This is a genomic window from Geodermatophilus chilensis (assembly GCF_002802985.1).
Lineage (GTDB): Bacteria > Actinomycetota > Actinomycetes > Mycobacteriales > Geodermatophilaceae > Geodermatophilus > Geodermatophilus chilensis.
This window is the reverse complement of the sequence record NZ_NVPT01000044.1, coordinates 18,571-32,989: the sequence shown is the minus strand read 5'-3', so window position 1 is coordinate 32,989 and position 14,419 is coordinate 18,571. Positions and strand designations below refer to the sequence as shown.

General features: G+C 74.9%; 14 protein-coding genes. 7 read left to right on the top strand and 7 right to left on the bottom strand.

Annotation, left to right across the window (positions count from 1 at the left end; all coding sequences use genetic code 11):
- The first annotated feature begins 18 nt into the window (after positions 1 to 18).
- Positions 19 to 840 (top strand): SDR family NAD(P)-dependent oxidoreductase, encoded by an 822-nt coding sequence (locus CNO22_RS09705; protein WP_232806924.1) that lies wholly within the window; start codon positions 19 to 21, stop codon positions 838 to 840.
- Between the two features lie 12 nt (positions 841 to 852).
- On the opposite strand, the gene CNO22_RS09700 is transcribed toward CNO22_RS09705, so the two are convergent.
- The gene (locus tag CNO22_RS09700; protein WP_198588213.1) at positions 853 to 1,578 is read right to left on the bottom strand and encodes a GAF and ANTAR domain-containing protein; all 726 of its coding nucleotides are present in this window, start codon (positions 1,576 to 1,578) and stop codon (positions 853 to 855) included.
- 202 nt (positions 1,579 to 1,780) lie between these two features.
- Here CNO22_RS09700 and eat point away from each other — a divergent pair, with 202 nt between their 5' ends.
- The 3 genes from eat to eutC are packed head-to-tail and all read left to right on the top strand — an operon-like array spanning position 1,781 to position 5,444.
- Complete coding sequence (eat, locus tag CNO22_RS09695; protein ID WP_198588212.1) at positions 1,781 to 3,247, top strand: ethanolamine permease; 1,467 nt, start codon at positions 1,781 to 1,783, stop codon at positions 3,245 to 3,247.
- A complete protein-coding gene (locus tag CNO22_RS09690) occupies positions 3,244 to 4,656 on the top strand; it encodes an ethanolamine ammonia-lyase subunit EutB (RefSeq protein WP_100499169.1) in 1,413 nt (470 codons plus the stop codon). Before eat ends, CNO22_RS09690 begins: the two co-directional genes overlap by 4 nt.
- A 38-nt stretch (positions 4,657 to 4,694) precedes the next feature.
- Positions 4,695 to 5,444, top strand: coding sequence for an ethanolamine ammonia-lyase subunit EutC (eutC, locus tag CNO22_RS09685; protein ID WP_100499172.1), 750 nt, complete (start codon positions 4,695 to 4,697; stop codon positions 5,442 to 5,444).
- Positions 5,445 to 5,507: 63 nt separating this feature from the next.
- Here the strand turns inward: eutC and CNO22_RS09680 are convergent, their stop codons facing one another.
- The 4 genes from CNO22_RS09680 to CNO22_RS09665 all read right to left on the bottom strand — a co-directional run bounded on the left by CNO22_RS09680 (position 5,508) and on the right by CNO22_RS09665 (position 9,228).
- Entirely contained in the window at positions 5,508 to 5,813 is a 306-nt protein-coding gene (locus CNO22_RS09680; protein WP_269799581.1) for a nuclear transport factor 2 family protein, read from the bottom strand.
- 282 nt (positions 5,814 to 6,095) lie between these two features.
- A complete protein-coding gene (locus tag CNO22_RS09675; protein WP_100499167.1) occupies positions 6,096 to 7,709 on the bottom strand; it encodes a tripartite tricarboxylate transporter permease in 1,614 nt (537 codons plus the stop codon).
- Complete coding sequence (locus CNO22_RS09670; RefSeq protein ID WP_100499166.1) at positions 7,709 to 8,224, bottom strand: tripartite tricarboxylate transporter TctB family protein; 516 nt, start codon at positions 8,222 to 8,224, stop codon at positions 7,709 to 7,711. The genes CNO22_RS09675 and CNO22_RS09670 overlap by 1 nt, the downstream gene beginning before the upstream one ends.
- Complete coding sequence (locus tag CNO22_RS09665) at positions 8,221 to 9,228, bottom strand: Bug family tripartite tricarboxylate transporter substrate binding protein (RefSeq protein WP_100499165.1); 1,008 nt, start codon at positions 9,226 to 9,228, stop codon at positions 8,221 to 8,223. The genes CNO22_RS09670 and CNO22_RS09665 overlap by 4 nt, the downstream gene beginning before the upstream one ends.
- Before the next feature lie 492 nt (positions 9,229 to 9,720).
- Between CNO22_RS09665 and CNO22_RS09660 the strand changes: the two genes are divergently transcribed.
- The 3 genes from CNO22_RS09660 to CNO22_RS09650 all read left to right on the top strand — a co-directional run bounded on the left by CNO22_RS09660 (position 9,721) and on the right by CNO22_RS09650 (position 12,492).
- Positions 9,721 to 11,325 carry a sensor histidine kinase gene (locus tag CNO22_RS09660; protein ID WP_100499164.1) on the top strand — a complete coding sequence of 535 codons (1,605 nt, stop codon included), beginning with the start codon at positions 9,721 to 9,723 and terminating at the stop codon, positions 11,323 to 11,325.
- Complete coding sequence (locus tag CNO22_RS09655) at positions 11,322 to 12,017, top strand: response regulator (protein WP_100499163.1); 696 nt, start codon at positions 11,322 to 11,324, stop codon at positions 12,015 to 12,017. The genes CNO22_RS09660 and CNO22_RS09655 overlap by 4 nt, the downstream gene beginning before the upstream one ends.
- A gap of 79 nt (positions 12,018 to 12,096) precedes the next feature.
- On the top strand, positions 12,097 to 12,492 hold the full coding sequence (locus CNO22_RS09650; RefSeq protein WP_100499162.1) for a universal stress protein: 396 nt from the start codon (positions 12,097 to 12,099) through the stop codon (positions 12,490 to 12,492).
- Positions 12,493 to 12,632: 140 nt separating this feature from the next.
- Here the strand turns inward: CNO22_RS09650 and CNO22_RS09645 are convergent, their stop codons facing one another.
- Entirely contained in the window at positions 12,633 to 13,340 is a 708-nt protein-coding gene (locus CNO22_RS09645; RefSeq protein WP_100499161.1) for a GntR family transcriptional regulator, read from the bottom strand.
- The gene (locus CNO22_RS09640; RefSeq protein WP_100499160.1) at positions 13,337 to 14,398 is read right to left on the bottom strand and encodes an Ldh family oxidoreductase; all 1,062 of its coding nucleotides are present in this window, start codon (positions 14,396 to 14,398) and stop codon (positions 13,337 to 13,339) included. The genes CNO22_RS09645 and CNO22_RS09640 overlap by 4 nt, the downstream gene beginning before the upstream one ends.
- Between the last annotated feature and the right edge of the window lie 21 nt (positions 14,399 to 14,419).

Genomic DNA, 14,419 nt, shown 5'->3' with positions numbered 1-14,419 from the left:
AGATGTGTATAGGGGACAGTGCACACCCTCGCCGCCCGGGGCGCCCGGCTGGTGCTCGTCGCCCGGGGGCGTGAGGCCCTGGAGGAGACCGCCGCCGAGGCCCGCGGGAAGGGGGCGGCCGACGTCCTGGTCTGCCCGGCCGACGTCGCCGACGCCGACGCCGTGCAGCGGGCGGTGGAGACCGCCGTCGCGCGCCGCGGCCGGCTCGACGCCGTCGTCCACGCGGCGCAGACCATGGCCTACGGCCGGATCGAGGACGTGCCGCGCGAGGTGTTCGAGGCCGTCGTGGACACCGCCCTGCACGGCACCGCCAACGTCGCGCGCACCGCGCTGCCGGTGTTCCGCCGCCAGGGCGCCGGGCACCTCGTCGTCGTCAGCTCGCTGCTGGCCTCGGTGACCGCGCCGCTGATGGGCAGCTACGTGGCGGCCAAGTGGGGGCAGCTGGGGCTGGTCCGCACGCTGCAGCAGGAGACCCGGGACGCGCCGGACGTGCACGTCTCCGCCGTCGCCCCCGGCGGGGTGAACACCCCGATCTACTACCAGGGCGCGACGTGGGCCGGCAGCACCGGCCGGCCGCCGCCCCCGGTCTACTCGCCGGAGCGGGTGGCCCGCGCCGTGATGGTCCGGCTGGACCGGCCCCGGCGGCTGGTGCAGTCCGGGTTCGCCAACCCGGTCGTCATCGCCGGCTTCCGGCTGCTGCCGGCGGTCTACGACGCGCTGGTCGGGCCGCTGTTCAGGGTGTTCGCCCTGGCGGGGGACGGCGCACCGCCCAGCGAGGGCAACGTGTTCACCCCGCGGCAGGAGCGCAACGCCAAGGACGGTCGCTGGCACGGCCTCTGAGGCGGCGTCCGGTCACCAGCGCTCGCGCCGGTCGGCCAGGCACTCCTCGAACGCGCTGACGACGCCCGCGGCGACGTCGCGGAGCTTGACGTTGCGCCGCTGCGAGGCGATCCGCAGCAGGTCGAAGGCCTGGTCGGCGGTGCACCGTTCCTGTGCCATGAGGAGGCCCACCGCCTGGCCGATGGTGGCCCGGGTGTCCAGGCCGCCGAGCAGCGACTCGGCGCGGTGGTCGCTGTCGGCGAGCCGCAGCGCCACGGTGAGCGCACCGGTGGCCTGTCCGGCCCAGCGGGCACCGATCGCCTCGTCGTCGGCGCCGAACACCTCCGGCTCGGTGGCGTAGAGGTTCAGCGCACCGCTGTTGCGGCCCTCGACCACCAGCGGCAGCGACAGCGACGACCGGATGCCGAGCTCGACGGCCCGCGCCGGGTAGGGGGCCCAGCGGTCCTCGGCGGCCATGTCGTCGACGCGCACGACCGTGCCGGTGCGCATCGAGTACAGGCACGGGCCGGTCTCCACCTCGTACTGCCGCTCGTCGGCCCGCTCGGCCAGCGGCCCGGTGCTGGCCACGGTCATCCCCGTGGCGTCGCGGTTCAGGGTCAGCCCGCAGGCCTCGGCGTGGGGGATCTGCCGTGCGGCCAGGTGCACCAGCTCGTCGAGGAAGGCGCTGAGGTCCCTCCCCGATGCCAGCAGGGCGAGCAGCTCGCCGTCGTCCGACCGCGTGTCCCGTCCCGGCGTCACTGGTGCCCGTCCTCTGCGTCGCGCCCGATCCGGTGGTGTCCGGCCGGATGAGTATCCAGCACGCGCTGCCGGACGTGCGCACCGTTGCCCGGGACGACGCTGTGAACGGCGTGTTGCGTCCCGCGCTGCCCGTTGACCCGGCACCGGCGCGGGGCCACGCTGGCCCCTCCCGCCTCCGGCGGGCCGACCCCCGGAGGCGCCCGTGACCGCCGATCCCACCGCCCGCTCCACCCCTCCGAGGTCCGCGCACGCGGGCGTCGAGGCCGAGCGGGTCGACGCGGGCTACCTCGAGCGGCGCCGGCTGCGCACCGGGACGGCGGGCTGGCTGCTGCTGGCCGGCCTCGGCGTCTCGGCGGTCATCTCCGGCGACTACGCCGGGTGGAACTTCGGCCTGGCCGAGGGCGGCTTCGGCGGGCTGCTGATCGCCACCGTGCTCATGGCGGTCATGTACACCGCCATGGTGTTCGGCCTGGCCGAGCTCGGCTCCGCGCTGCCGACCGCCGGCGGCGGCTACACCTTCGCCCGCCGGGCGCTGGGTCCGTGGGGCGGCTACGCCACCGGCGTCGCGGTGCTCATCGAGTACGCCATCGCGCCGGCGGCGATCGCCACCTTCATCGGCGCCTACGTCGAGTCGCTCGGGCTGTTCGGCATCACCGACGGCTGGTGGGTCTACCTCGCCGTCTACGCGCTGTTCGTCGGCATCCACCTGCTGGGCGTCGGCGAGGCGCTCAAGGCGATGTTCGCCGTCACCGTCGTCGCGCTGGCCGGGCTGGTCGTCTTCCTCGTCGGCGCGATCCCGCGGTTCGACGGCGAGCTGCTGCTCGACATCGCGCCCACCGACGCCGTCGGCGCCTCGGCGTTCCTGCCGTACGGCCTGATCGGCATCTGGGCGGCGTTCCCCTTCGCCATCTGGTTCTTCCTCGCGGTCGAGAGCGTGCCGCTGGCCGCCGAGGAGGCCCGGGACCCGGCCCGGTCCATGCCGCGGGGGATCGTCGCGGCGATGGGCGTGCTCGTCGTCCTCGCCGTCCTCATGCTGGTGTTCACCCCGGGCGCCGCCGGGTCGGCGGCGATCGCGGGGTCGGGCAACCCGCCGGTCGACGCGCTGGCCGGCGCCGGCGCCCCCGGGGCGTTGACCACCGTCGTCAACTACGCCGGCCTGTTCGGGCTGGTGGCCAGCTTCTTCTCGATCATCTACGCGTACTCGCGGCAGACCTTCGCGCTCTCCCGCGCCGGCTACCTGCCGCGGGCGCTGTCGGTGACCAACTCCCGCAAGGCGCCGGTGCTGGCCCTGCTGGTGCCCGGGGCCATCGGCTTCGTGCTGTCGCTGACCGGCCAGGGCGCGATGCTGCTCAACATGGCCGTCTTCGGGGCGACGGTGTCCTACGTGCTCATGATGGTCAGCCACATCGTGCTGCGCCGCCGCGAGCCGGACCTGCCGCGCCCGTACCGGACCCCGGGCGGGACGGCGACCACCGGCGTCGCACTGGCGCTCGCCGCCGCCGCGGTCGTGGCCACCTTCCTGGTCGACGTGACCGCCGCGCTCTGGACCCTCGCCGCCTACGCGGCGTTCCTCGCCTACTTCGCCCTCTACAGCCGCCACCACCTGGTGGCCTCGGCGCCGGAGGAGGAGTTCGAGCTGCTGGCCGACGCGGAGGAGGACGTCCGGTGAGACGGGTGGGCACGGTCGGGGGGCACACCTACGAGTTCCCGACGCTGGTCGAGCTGTTGGCGAAGGCGACGCCGGCCCGCTCCGGCGACGTCCTCGCCGGCTGCGCCGCGGAGTCGGCCGCCGAGCGGGTCGCCGCGCAGACCGTGCTCGCCGACCTGCCGCTGGCCACGTTCCTCGACGAGCAGGTGGTCGGCTACGACGAGGACGACGTCACCCGGCTGGTGCTCGACACCCACGACGCGGTCGCCTTCGCGCCGGTCGCGTCGCTCACGGTGGGGGAGTTCCGCGACCGGCTGCTGGCCTGGGCCGCCGCGGGCGACGAGGCGTCGATCAGCGACCTGGCCCCCGGGCTGACCCCGGAGATGGTCGCGGCCACGTCGAAGCTGATGCGCAACGCCGACCTGGTCGCCGTCGGCCGGCGCACCCGGGTGGTCACCGGGCTGCGCAGCACCCTCGGCCTGCCCGGCCGGCTGGCCTCGCGGTTGCAGCCCAACCACCCGACCGACGACCCGCTGGGCGTGACGGCGTCCATCGTCGACGGGCTGCTGCAGGGCTGCGGGGACGCGGTCATCGGCATCAACCCGGCCACCGACTCACCGGCCCGCACGGTGGCGCTGCTGGAGCTGGTCGACGAGGTGATCGGCCGCTACGGCATCCCGACCCAGTCCTGCGTGCTGGCGCACGTGACCACCACGCTGCGGGCGCTCGAGCAGGGGGCACCGGTCGACCTGGTGTTCCAGTCGGTCGCCGGCACCCAGCCGGCCAACCGCGGCTTCGGCGTCACCCTCGACCTGCTCGCCGAGGCCCGCGCCGGGGCGCTCGCGCTGGGTCGCGGGACGGTCGGCTCGAACGTCACCTACTTCGAGACCGGACAGGGCTCGGCGCTGTCGGCCGACGCGCACCGCGGCATCGGCGGCCGGCCGGTCGACCAGCAGACCCTGGAGGCCCGCGCGTACGCCGTCGCCCGGCACTTCGAGCCGCTCATCGTCAACACCGTCGTCGGGTTCATCGGCCCGGAGTACCTCTACGACGGCAAGCAGGTGCTGCGCGCCGGGCTCGAGGACCACTTCTGCGGCAAGCTGCTCGGCCTGCCCATGGGCGTGGACGTCTGCTACACCAACCACGCCGAGGTCGACGAGGACGACATGGACTCGTTGATGCTGCTGCTCGGCGCGGCGGGGTGCACGTTCCTCATCGCCGTCCCCGGGATGGACGACGTGATGCTGCACTACCAGTCGTTGGCCTTCTCCGACGTCCTCACCACCCGCTCGGTGCTCGGGCTGCGGCCGGCGCCGGAGTTCGAGGCGTGGCTGGCCCGCATGGACCTGCTCGACGACGCCGGCCGGGTGCGCGAGCTGACCGCCGACGCGCCCGCCGCCCGGGCCCTCCTCGCGGCGGCCTCGGCATGACCGGCCCGGACCGCCTTCCGCGCGCGGAAGGCGACGTGGTGGACGCGACCGACCGGCTCTCGCGCGCGGGAGGCGGTGACCCGTGGGCGGTGCTGCGGTCGGCGACCCGGGCACGGGTCGCGCTGGGCCGGGCCGGTGACGCGCTGCCCACCGCGCGGGAGCTGGAGTTCCGCGCGGCGCACGCCGCCGCCCGCGACGCGGTGCACCAGCCGCTGGACGTCGACCGGCTGCGGACGGCGCTCGGCGAGCTGATCGAGGTGCACTCGGCCGCGCCCGACCGCGCCACCTACCTGCAGCGGCCCGACCTGGGCCGGCAGCTCGCGCAGGGCACGTCGCTGCCTCGCACGGACGCCGACCTGGCGGTCGTCATCGCCGACGGGCTCTCCCCGCGCGCGGTGCACGAGCACGCCGCCGACCTGGTGACGGCGCTGCTGGAGCGGCTGCCCGGCTGGTCGGTGGCGCCCCTGGTCGTCGCCATCCAGGCCCGCGTGGCGCTGGGCGACGCCGTCGGCGCGGCCCTGGGTGCCCGCGCGGTCGTGGTGCTGATCGGCGAGCGGCCGGGGCTGTCGTCGGCCGACTCGCTCGGCGTCTACCTGACCTGGGACCCGCGGCCGGGGCGGGCGGACTCCGAGCGCAACTGCGTCTCCAACGTCCGCCCGCCGCACGGGCTGTCCTACGCACAGGCCGCCGACACCGTGGCCGCGCTGCTCGGCGCGGCCCGCGAGCTCGGTGCCTCGGGCGTGGTGCTCAAGGACGAGGGCCCGGCGCTGCCCGCCGGCGCCGGCTGACGATCAGCCCCAGAACGCGTCCATAACCTGGGGCTCGGTCGGCGCCTCCCAGAACTTCACCACTCAGCCCTCGCGAAACCGGGAGATGTGGGCGTTCATCGTGTCCAGGTGCCGGTTCCCGCGGTGGCCGGTGAGGGCGACGAGGGCCACGCCGTGCGTGTCGTCGGCGAAGAGGGCGACCGGCTCGACCCGGAGGCTGCCCTCGGAGCGGTCCATCGCCGCGCCCAGGAAGCCCAGCACCCCCTCGTGCCCCTCGTACGTGCCGGCCAGGTCGGTCGTGCCCGGCACGTGCCAGCGGATGTCCTGGGCCCACAACCGGGTCAGTGCGGCGAGGTCACCCTTGCCGAACGCGGTGTAGGCCTCGCGCAGGCGGGCGACGTTGGGGTGCTCGGACAGGGCCTGCCTCTCGCAGTCGGTTCCCCCGTGGGGACACGGACCGCGTCGGCGTCACCGGGCGGACGACCCAGTACGACACCCGGCGACGCCGGCGGGCGCGAGCAGTGTCGACCCCGCCGCCGGTCCGGGGAAGGACGCGGGCGGCGCCCGGGTGTGGCGGTCGCCCTCCGTCCCGGGACCGGTCGCCTCCGGTCAGCGCAGGGACGACGGAGGGGGCAGGGAGCCACCGGCGCCCTGCCCCCTCGGACGTCGTCGTCAGTACCCGTCGGAGTCGTCCGACTCCTCGGAGCCCCTCCTCGCGCGGGTCTCGACCGACACGGCCTCGGTCGTCCCGTGGTGGTGGTGCGCCTCCTCGATCTCGTGCACCGCCTCGTCGAGCACCGGCACGTGCGCCTTCGTCGGCAGCAGCCGACGGACCAGCGGGAACAGCAGGATGAGCGCCACGATGACGTAGGCGACGACCGCCACCGGGTCGACGAGCCCGCCGAGGTCGCCGTTGCTGATCTGCAGCGCCGTCCGGAGCTGCTCCTCGGCGAACGGGCCGAGGATGACCCCGATGATGGCCGGCAGCAGCGGCAGGCCGTAGCGCCGCATCATGAAGCCCAGGGCGCCGATGACCAGCAGCAGGAACAGATCGAACACGTTGGCGTTGGCCGCGTAGGCCCCGAGGCTGGCGAAGAAGAGGATGCCCGCGTACAGGTACGTGCGCGGGATCCGCAGCAGCCGGGCCCACACCGGCGCGAGCGGCAGGTTCAGCAGCAGCAGCGCCGCGTTGCCGATGAAGAGGCTGGCGATGAGGCCCCACACCAGCTCCGGCTCGGCGGCGAACAGCCGGGGTCCCGGCTGGATGCCGTAGCTCTCGATCGCCGACAGCATGATCGCCGCGGTCGCGGTGGTCGGGATGCCGAGGGTGAGCAGCGGCACCAGGCCGCCGGCCGCCGAGGCGTTGTTGGTGGCCTCCGGTCCGGCGACGCCCTCGATGGCGCCCTTGCCGAACTCCTCGGGGTGCTCGGACAGCCGCTTCTCGGTGACGTAGGACAGGAACGTCGGCACCTCGGCGCCACCGGCGGGGACGGCGCCGAACGGGAACCCGATGGCGGTGCCGCGCAGCCAGGGCTTCCACGACCGGCTCCAGTCCGACCGGCTCATCCGCGGGTTGCCGACCGGGATGACCTCGACCGGGCGGCGGCGCAGGTGGGCCGCCGTCCACAGCGCCTCACCGACGGCGAACAGGCCGACCGCCACGACGACGACGTCGATGCCCTCGGCGAGCTCGGGGACGCCGAACGTGAGCCGCTGCTGGCCCGAGGTGGCGTCGATGCCGATGAGACCGATGGCCAGGCCCAGGCCGAGGGAGGCCAGGCCGCGCACCCGGGAGCTGCCGAGCACCGACGTCACCGCGATGAAGGCCAGCAGCATGACGGCGAACATGTCCGCAGGGGAGATCTGCACGGCCAGCCGGGCGACCGTCGGGGCGACGAGGGCCAGCAGCAGGGTGGCGATCGTGCCGGCGACGAACGAGCCGATCGCCGCGGTCGCCAGGGCCTGGGCGGCCCGGCCGGTGCGGGCCATCCTGTTGCCCTCGATCGCGGTGACGACCGAGGCGCTCTCACCGGGGGTGTTGAGCAGGATCGACGTCGTCGACCCGCCGTACATGCCGCCGTAGTAGATGCCGGCGAACATGATCAGTGCGGTGGTGACGTCCAGGCCACGGGTGAGCGGCAGCAGCAGCGCGACGGTCATCGCCGGGCCGATGCCGGGCAGGACGCCGATGGCGGTGCCCAGCAGCACGCCCAGCAGCGCGAAGGCCAGGTTGGTCGGCGTCAGGGCGGTGGCGAAGCCGCTCCCGAGCTCGACGAACGCGTCCATCAGAGGATCCCCCTCAGGATGCCCGGGGGCAGGACGATGCCCAGCCCGAGGGCGAACAGGTAGAAGCTGCCCATGGACAGCGCGACCGCGATCACCGCGTCGCGCACGTAGTGCCGGCTGCCGAGCGCGAAGGCGCTGCCCCAGAACAGGACCGCGCCCGAGATGACCCAGCCCAGCGGCTCGATCAGCAGGGCGTTGGCCAGGAAGGCCGCGGCGAGCATCGCGACGGTGCGCCAGTCGCTGCGCCCCGTGAGTTCGATGTCCTCGCCGCCCTCGGGCTCACCCCGGCCACCCCGCCAGACGTCGACGGCCAGGAACACCGACGTGACGACGAGCAGGCCACCCACCACCACGGGGACGGCAGCCGGGCCGACCGGACCGCGGGCGATCCGGCTCTCCGGCAGCAGCAGCGCGGAGACGACGACGAGGACGCCGAGCGCCCCCAGGAACAGGGCCACACCGAGCTCGGAGCGGCCCTGCTCCCGGGTCGTGCCTCCCGAGGAGGCACTGCTCACGTCAGGCCCAGCTCGCTCAGCACGCCCTGCACCCGCTGGCTCTCCTCGTCGAGGAAGGTGCCGAACTCGTCGCCGGTGAGGAAGGAGTCGGTCCAGCCCTGGTCCTCGAGGACCTGCTGCCAGGCCTCGCTGTCGTGGATCTGGGTGATCAGGTCGACGTGCCGCTGGACCTCCTCCTCGGAGATGTCCGGGGCCGCCACCACGCCGCGCCAGTTGGTGAAGGTCAGGTCCACGCCCTCCTCGGTGAGGGTCGGCGCGTCGACGCCCTCGACCGGCTGCTCGCTGGTGACCGCGAGGATGCGGACGTCACCGGAGGCGGCCGGCTCGGTGACCTCGCCGACGCCGGTCGCGGCGAAGGCCACGTCGCCGCCGAGGATGCCGGCGAGCAGCTCGCCGCCGCCGTCGTAGGCGACGTAGTTGACCGAGGACGGCGTCACGCCGACCTCCTGCGCCAGCAGCATCGGGGTCAGGTGGTCGGGGCCACCCGGGTTGGACGCGCCGCCGACCGGGGTGTTGCCCGGGTCGGCCTGCCACGCGGCGACCAGGTCGTCGATGGTCTGGAACGGCGAGTCCGCCGGGACGACGATCGCCTCGGCTTCCTCGATCAGCCGCGCGATCGGGGTGGTCTGCTCGAGGGTGGCCTCGGACTGGTTGCTGTACTGCGCGCCCACCACGCCCAGGCCCATCTGCATGAGCATGTCGGCGTTGCCGGTCTCGTTGACCAGGCGCTGCAGGCCGACGGTGCCGCCGGCACCCTCGAGGTTGAACACCTCGATCGTCTCGGCCAGCCCCTCCTCCTCGGCCACCTGGGCCCAGGCGCGGGCGGTGGTGTCGTAGCCGCTGCCGGGCGAGTTCGGGACCATGACCCGCAGGCCGGTGACCGGCCCCTCCTCGGTGCCGCCGCCGGAGGCGGCGCCGCCCTCCGCGGTGGTGCCGCAGCCGGTCAGCAGCAGACCGGCTGCGACCGTGCCGGCCGTGAGCTTCCGCAGGGAAGCGTTGCGCATGGGTTCCTCCTGTGTGTCCGGCGGACGTCCGCCGCTCGCAGGGACCGTCGCAACGGGCGTGGCGCGTGTCACGCTTGCGTGCGCATCGGACGTTGTGGTCGTTGTGTGCACGGCGTCGTGTTGCACCGGGCGGCCGGGCCCGGGTCCGATGGCGTGCCGCGTCCCCGACCTGTCAGGAGTACCCGTGACCGAGCTCGCGAGGTCACGCATGGGCACAGCACCCCGGGGCACGGGGCCGACGAGCGCCAGCGAGGAGGGTCCGTGACCGAGCTCGCGAGGTCACGCATGGGCACAGCACCCCGGGGCACGGGGCCGACGAGCGCCAGCGAGGAGGGTCCGTGACCGAGCTCGCGAGGTCACGCATGGGCACAGCACCCCGGGGCACGGGGCCGACGAGCGCCAGCGAGGAGGGTCCGTGACCGAGCTCGCGAGGTCACGCATGGGCACAGCACCCCGGGGCACGGGGCCGACGAGCGCCAGCGAGGAGGGCCCGTGACCCGGCGGCTGTCGCTCGCCGGCCAGCTGCTCGCGCTGCAGGTGGTCATCGTCTGCGTCGTCCTCGTTGGCGTCGCGGCTGTCACCGTCGCCCAGTCGACGCTGCGCGCCGAGGAGGTCGAGGGCCGCCGGGCCCTGGAGGTCGCCGAGACGCTGGCCAACCCGCGGACGACCCGGGAGGCCATGGCCGTCGGGCTGCTCGACTACATCCGGGTCGCGGCGGAGATCAGCCGGAGCAACTCCGGCTCCGAGGACGTCGTCGTCGCCCTGGCCGACCGGACCGTCCTCGCCAGCGCCTACCCCGGGCTGCTGGGCGAGCCGCTCGACATCGGGGCCAGCCGGGTACTGGAAGGGCGGTCCTGGGTGGGGGACGCCGAGGTCGAGGACGGGCACGCCGCGGTCGCCATGGCGCCGGTCTACTCCCCTCGGGGCGACGAGGTGCTGGGGTTCGTGTCGGTGCTGCGGCCCTACCCGAGCGTCCTCGGGGGCCTCGCGGCGGCGGCCCCCAACCTGCTCACCTACCTGGGGCTGGCCAGCGCGCTGGGCATCGGCGGGTCGCTGCTGGTGGCCCGGCGGGTGAAGCGGCAGACGCTCGGGCTGGAGCCGGCCGAGATCGCCGGGCTGGTCGAGCACCGCGACGCCATGCTGCACGGCATCCGCGAGGGCGTCGTCGGCCTGGACCTGCGCGGCCGGGTGACGCTGGTCAACGACGAGGCGATCCGGCTGCTGCGCATCCCCGGCGCCGCCCTCGGCCGCACGCTCGAGGACCTCGGGGTCGCCGAGGAGGTCCGCGCGGCGCTGCTGTCCACCGGGGTGGAGCGGGACCGGGCCGTGGGCAGCGCCGGGCGGGTGCTGGTGGTCAACCGGCTGCCCCTGACCAGCCGCGGCCGGCCGCTGGGGTCGGTGGCCACGCTGCGCGACCGCACCGAGCTGCTCGAGCTCCGTCACGAGCTGGAGCTGACCCGGCACGTCACCGACACCCTGCGCGCGCAGGCGCACGAGTTCGACAACCGGCTGCACACCATCGCCGGCCTCATCGAGCTGGGGGAGGCCGAGGAGGCGGTCCGCTTCGTGCACCGGGTCAGCTCCAGCCGCTCCGAGTTCGGCGCCGCCGTCACCGACGCCGTCCGGGACCCGGCGCTGGCCGCGCTGCTCATCGCCAAGGCCAGCCAGGCCGCCGAGCTCGGCGTCGACCTGCGGGTCGCGCCGGACTCCGCGCTGCCGGTGCTGAGCCCCGAGCTGAGCACCGACGTCGCCACCGTCGTCGGCAACCTGGTCGACAACGCCCTGGACGCCGCCTCGGGCGCCGTCGAGCGCTGGGTCGAGGTGGGCCTGGGCCTGGTGGACGACGAGGTCGACGTCGTGGTCCGCGACTCCGGCCCCGGCGTCCCCCCGGGCATGGAGGCCGAGGTCTTCCGCCGCGGGGTGTCGACCAAGGGCCACTCCACCGATGACGCAGCGGTCCCCGGTGGGCGGGGCATCGGGCTGTCGCTGGTGCACCTCGTCTGCACCCGGCGGGGCGGCGAGGTGACGGCGAGCTCGGCCGGCGGCTCGGTCTTCACCGCCCGGATCCCGGTCGGCCCGGCGCTGGTGGACGCGTGATCCGGACGCTCATCGTCGACGACGACTTCATGGTCGCCAAGGTGCACGCCGGGTTCGTGGCGGCCCTGGACGGCTTCGAGGTCGTGGGGTCGGCGTCCACCGGGTCCGACGCGCTCGCGGCCGTGCGGCGGCTGCGGCCGGACCTGGTGCTGCTCGACGTCTACCTGCCGGACATGACCGGCCTGGAGGTGCTGCGCCGGCTGCGGGCGGAGGGCGTCGCGGTCGACGTCGTCGTCATCAGCGCCGCCCGGGACGTCGACAGCATCCGCAGCGCGCTGCACGGCGGTGTCCTGCACTACCTGGTGAAGCCGTTCGACCGGCGGACCTTCGAGAGCAGGCTGCGCGAGTACGCCGGGGTGCGGGCGGAGCTGGCCGCGCTGGACCAGGCGCGGCAGGCCGACGTCGACCGGGTGTTCGCCGGCGCGCGCGGCGGGGGCCGGTCCGCGCCCACCACGCCCAAGGGCATCGCGCCGGAGACGCTGGAGCTGGTGCGGGAGGCGTTGCAGCTGGCCGGGCCGGACGGCCTGTCGGCGACCCAGTGCAGCGAGCGGACCGGGCTGGCGCGGGTGAGCGCGCGCCGCTACCTGGAACAGCTGGTCGCGCAGGAGGAGGCCGACGTCCGGCAGCGCTACGGCACCGCCGGGCGGCCGGAGCGGCGGTTCACCCTGCGGTCGCCGCAGCGTCCCGGGTGAGCGGCGGGGCCGCAACGACCGCAACGACCGCTACGGGCACAAGAGCGGACCGGTCCGCGCCGCCGCCTACGCTCCGGCCATGACCATCGTCGTGGGCTACGTCCCCACCCCCGAGGGCGAGGCCGCCCTCGACGCCGCCATCGTCGAGGCCCGGCTGCGCGACCAGCCGCTGCACGTCGTCAACAGCTCGCGCGGCGACGTCCTGGCCGACCCCCGGTTCGCCTCGGAGCGGGCGCTGGACCAGGTGCGGGCCAAGCTCGACGGCGCCGGAGTGGTCTACGAGATCGACCAGCGGGTGGCCGGGCACGACGCCTCGGACGAGGTCGTGGACGCCGCCGACCGGGTCAAGGCCAGCCTCATCGTCATCGGCATGCGCCGCCGCACGCCCACCGGGAAGCTGATCACCGGCAGCCAGGCACAGCGGATCCTGCTCGACGCGCACTGCCCCGTGCTGGCGGTCAAGGCCACCTACTGAAGAAGGACCACCCTTCCCCCCACGCCTCGTAGAAGGACCCCGTCCTGCCCACCCCTCGCAGGCTCGGGGTGGGATCCGGGACGGGGCCGGCGGGCCCCTGAAGGGTGGCCGTTCCAGTACCTCACCGAGCGAGCGCCGGTTCAGCCGAGCAGGTCGACGCCCTCGCCGGGGCCGGTGGCCAGGTTGCGGAAGATCGTCTCCAGGCTCCGCGCCAGGTGCTCGGCGAGGGCGGTCGCCGCGCCCTCGGCGTCGCCGGCGAGCAGCGCGTCGCAGATCGCCAGGTGCTCGCCCACGGAGACCTCGACCCGCCGCGGGTCCAGGTGGGAGAGGTTGCGCAGCCGGGCGGTGTGCGGCCGCAGCTCGGCGATGGTGCGCCGCAGGTGCTCGTTGCGGGTCGCCCCGATCACCGCCCAGTCGAACCGGTCGGCCAGCTCGTAGAACACGCGGGACCGCGCCGTCGACGGGGCGTGCCGGAGGGTGCTCGCGAACGCCTCCCGCATGGCGGCGAACGCGCGGTGCAGCTCGGGGTCGGTGGCGGCGGCCTCGGTGGCCTGCCGGACGGCGGCCGGTTCCAGCAGCGCGCGGAACTCGAAGAGGTCGCGGATGCTGCGGGCCGACACCCGGGAGACCCGCGCGCCCTGCCGGGGCACGAGGTCGACCAGCCCCTCCGCGGCCAGCCGGCGCAGCGCCTCGCGCACCGGCGTCCGCGAGGCCCCGGTGCGCGCGACGAGGGAGAGCTCCGACAGCGGCGTCCCCGGTGCCAGCTCGCCGAGCTCGATCTCCTCCCGCAGCCGCCGGTGGACCAGGTCGGCCTTGCTGGCCTCCTCGGGCTGCGGGTCGGCCGTCACGCCCGCACCCCACCGGGGAAGGGCACGCCGGTCTCGGTCGCCAGCCGCTGCAGCTCGGCCAGCGCGCCCCGGGCGAGGACGACGCCCCCGGCGGCCAGGCTGGCGGCCTCGGCGCGGTCCTCGACCTCGCCCGGGGTGAGGACCTCGTCGGCGTCCTGGGCCAGCGGCACCGACGTCACCTCCTCGACCAGCTGCCGCACGCGGGCCTCGTACCCCGCGCGGTCGCCGAAGGCCTCCGGGTCCAGGACGAGGAACAGGTGGCCGCAGCCGCTGCGGGCCTCCGGCTCGTACGGCCCGTGGACGCCGGTCCCGACGGCGCTGCCGGTCAGCGCACCGGACAGCACGTCCATCATGAAGGCGATCGCGTACCCCTTGTGCCCGGCCATCGGCAGGACCACGCCGAGCAGCCCCTCCGCCGGGTCGGTCGTCGGCCGGCCGTCCGCGGTCAGCGCCCAGGACCCCGGGATCGGCTCGCCCCGGCTCTGCGCCAGGTGGATCTTGCCCCGGGCGACCGCGGTGTTCGCGATGTCGAGGGCGAGCACCCGCCCGTCGGGACCGGGCGCGGCGATCGACCACGGGTTGGTGCCGATGCGCTTCTCGCGCCCGCCCCACGGCGCCATCGCCGGGCTGGCGTTCGTCGTGAGGACGGCGACGTAGCCGTCGCGCGCGGCGCGGCGGGTGAACCACATCGCCGTGCCGAAGTGGTTGGAGTTCCGGACGCCGACCACCCCGACGCCGTGCTGCCGCGCCCGCTCGGTGGCCAGGACGCGGGCCCGGTCGGCGAGCACCTGGCCCACGCCGTCCCGCCCGTCGAGCAGCACGAGCGGACCGGTGTCGGAGAGCACCACCGGCTCGGTGACCGCCTGCACGGCGCCCGACCGCAGCCGGGCCGCGTACCAGGGCAGCCGCAGGAGGCCGTGGGAGCCGTGCCCCCACAGGTCGGCCTGCACGAGGCTCTCGGCCACGAGCGCGGCGTCCGGAGCCGGCACCCCCACCGCCCTGAGCACCTGGCTGCCGAACCGCCGCAGCGCGTCCGGCGCCAACCGGTCCTCGGTCATGCTTGCCTCCTTCGGGCCGTG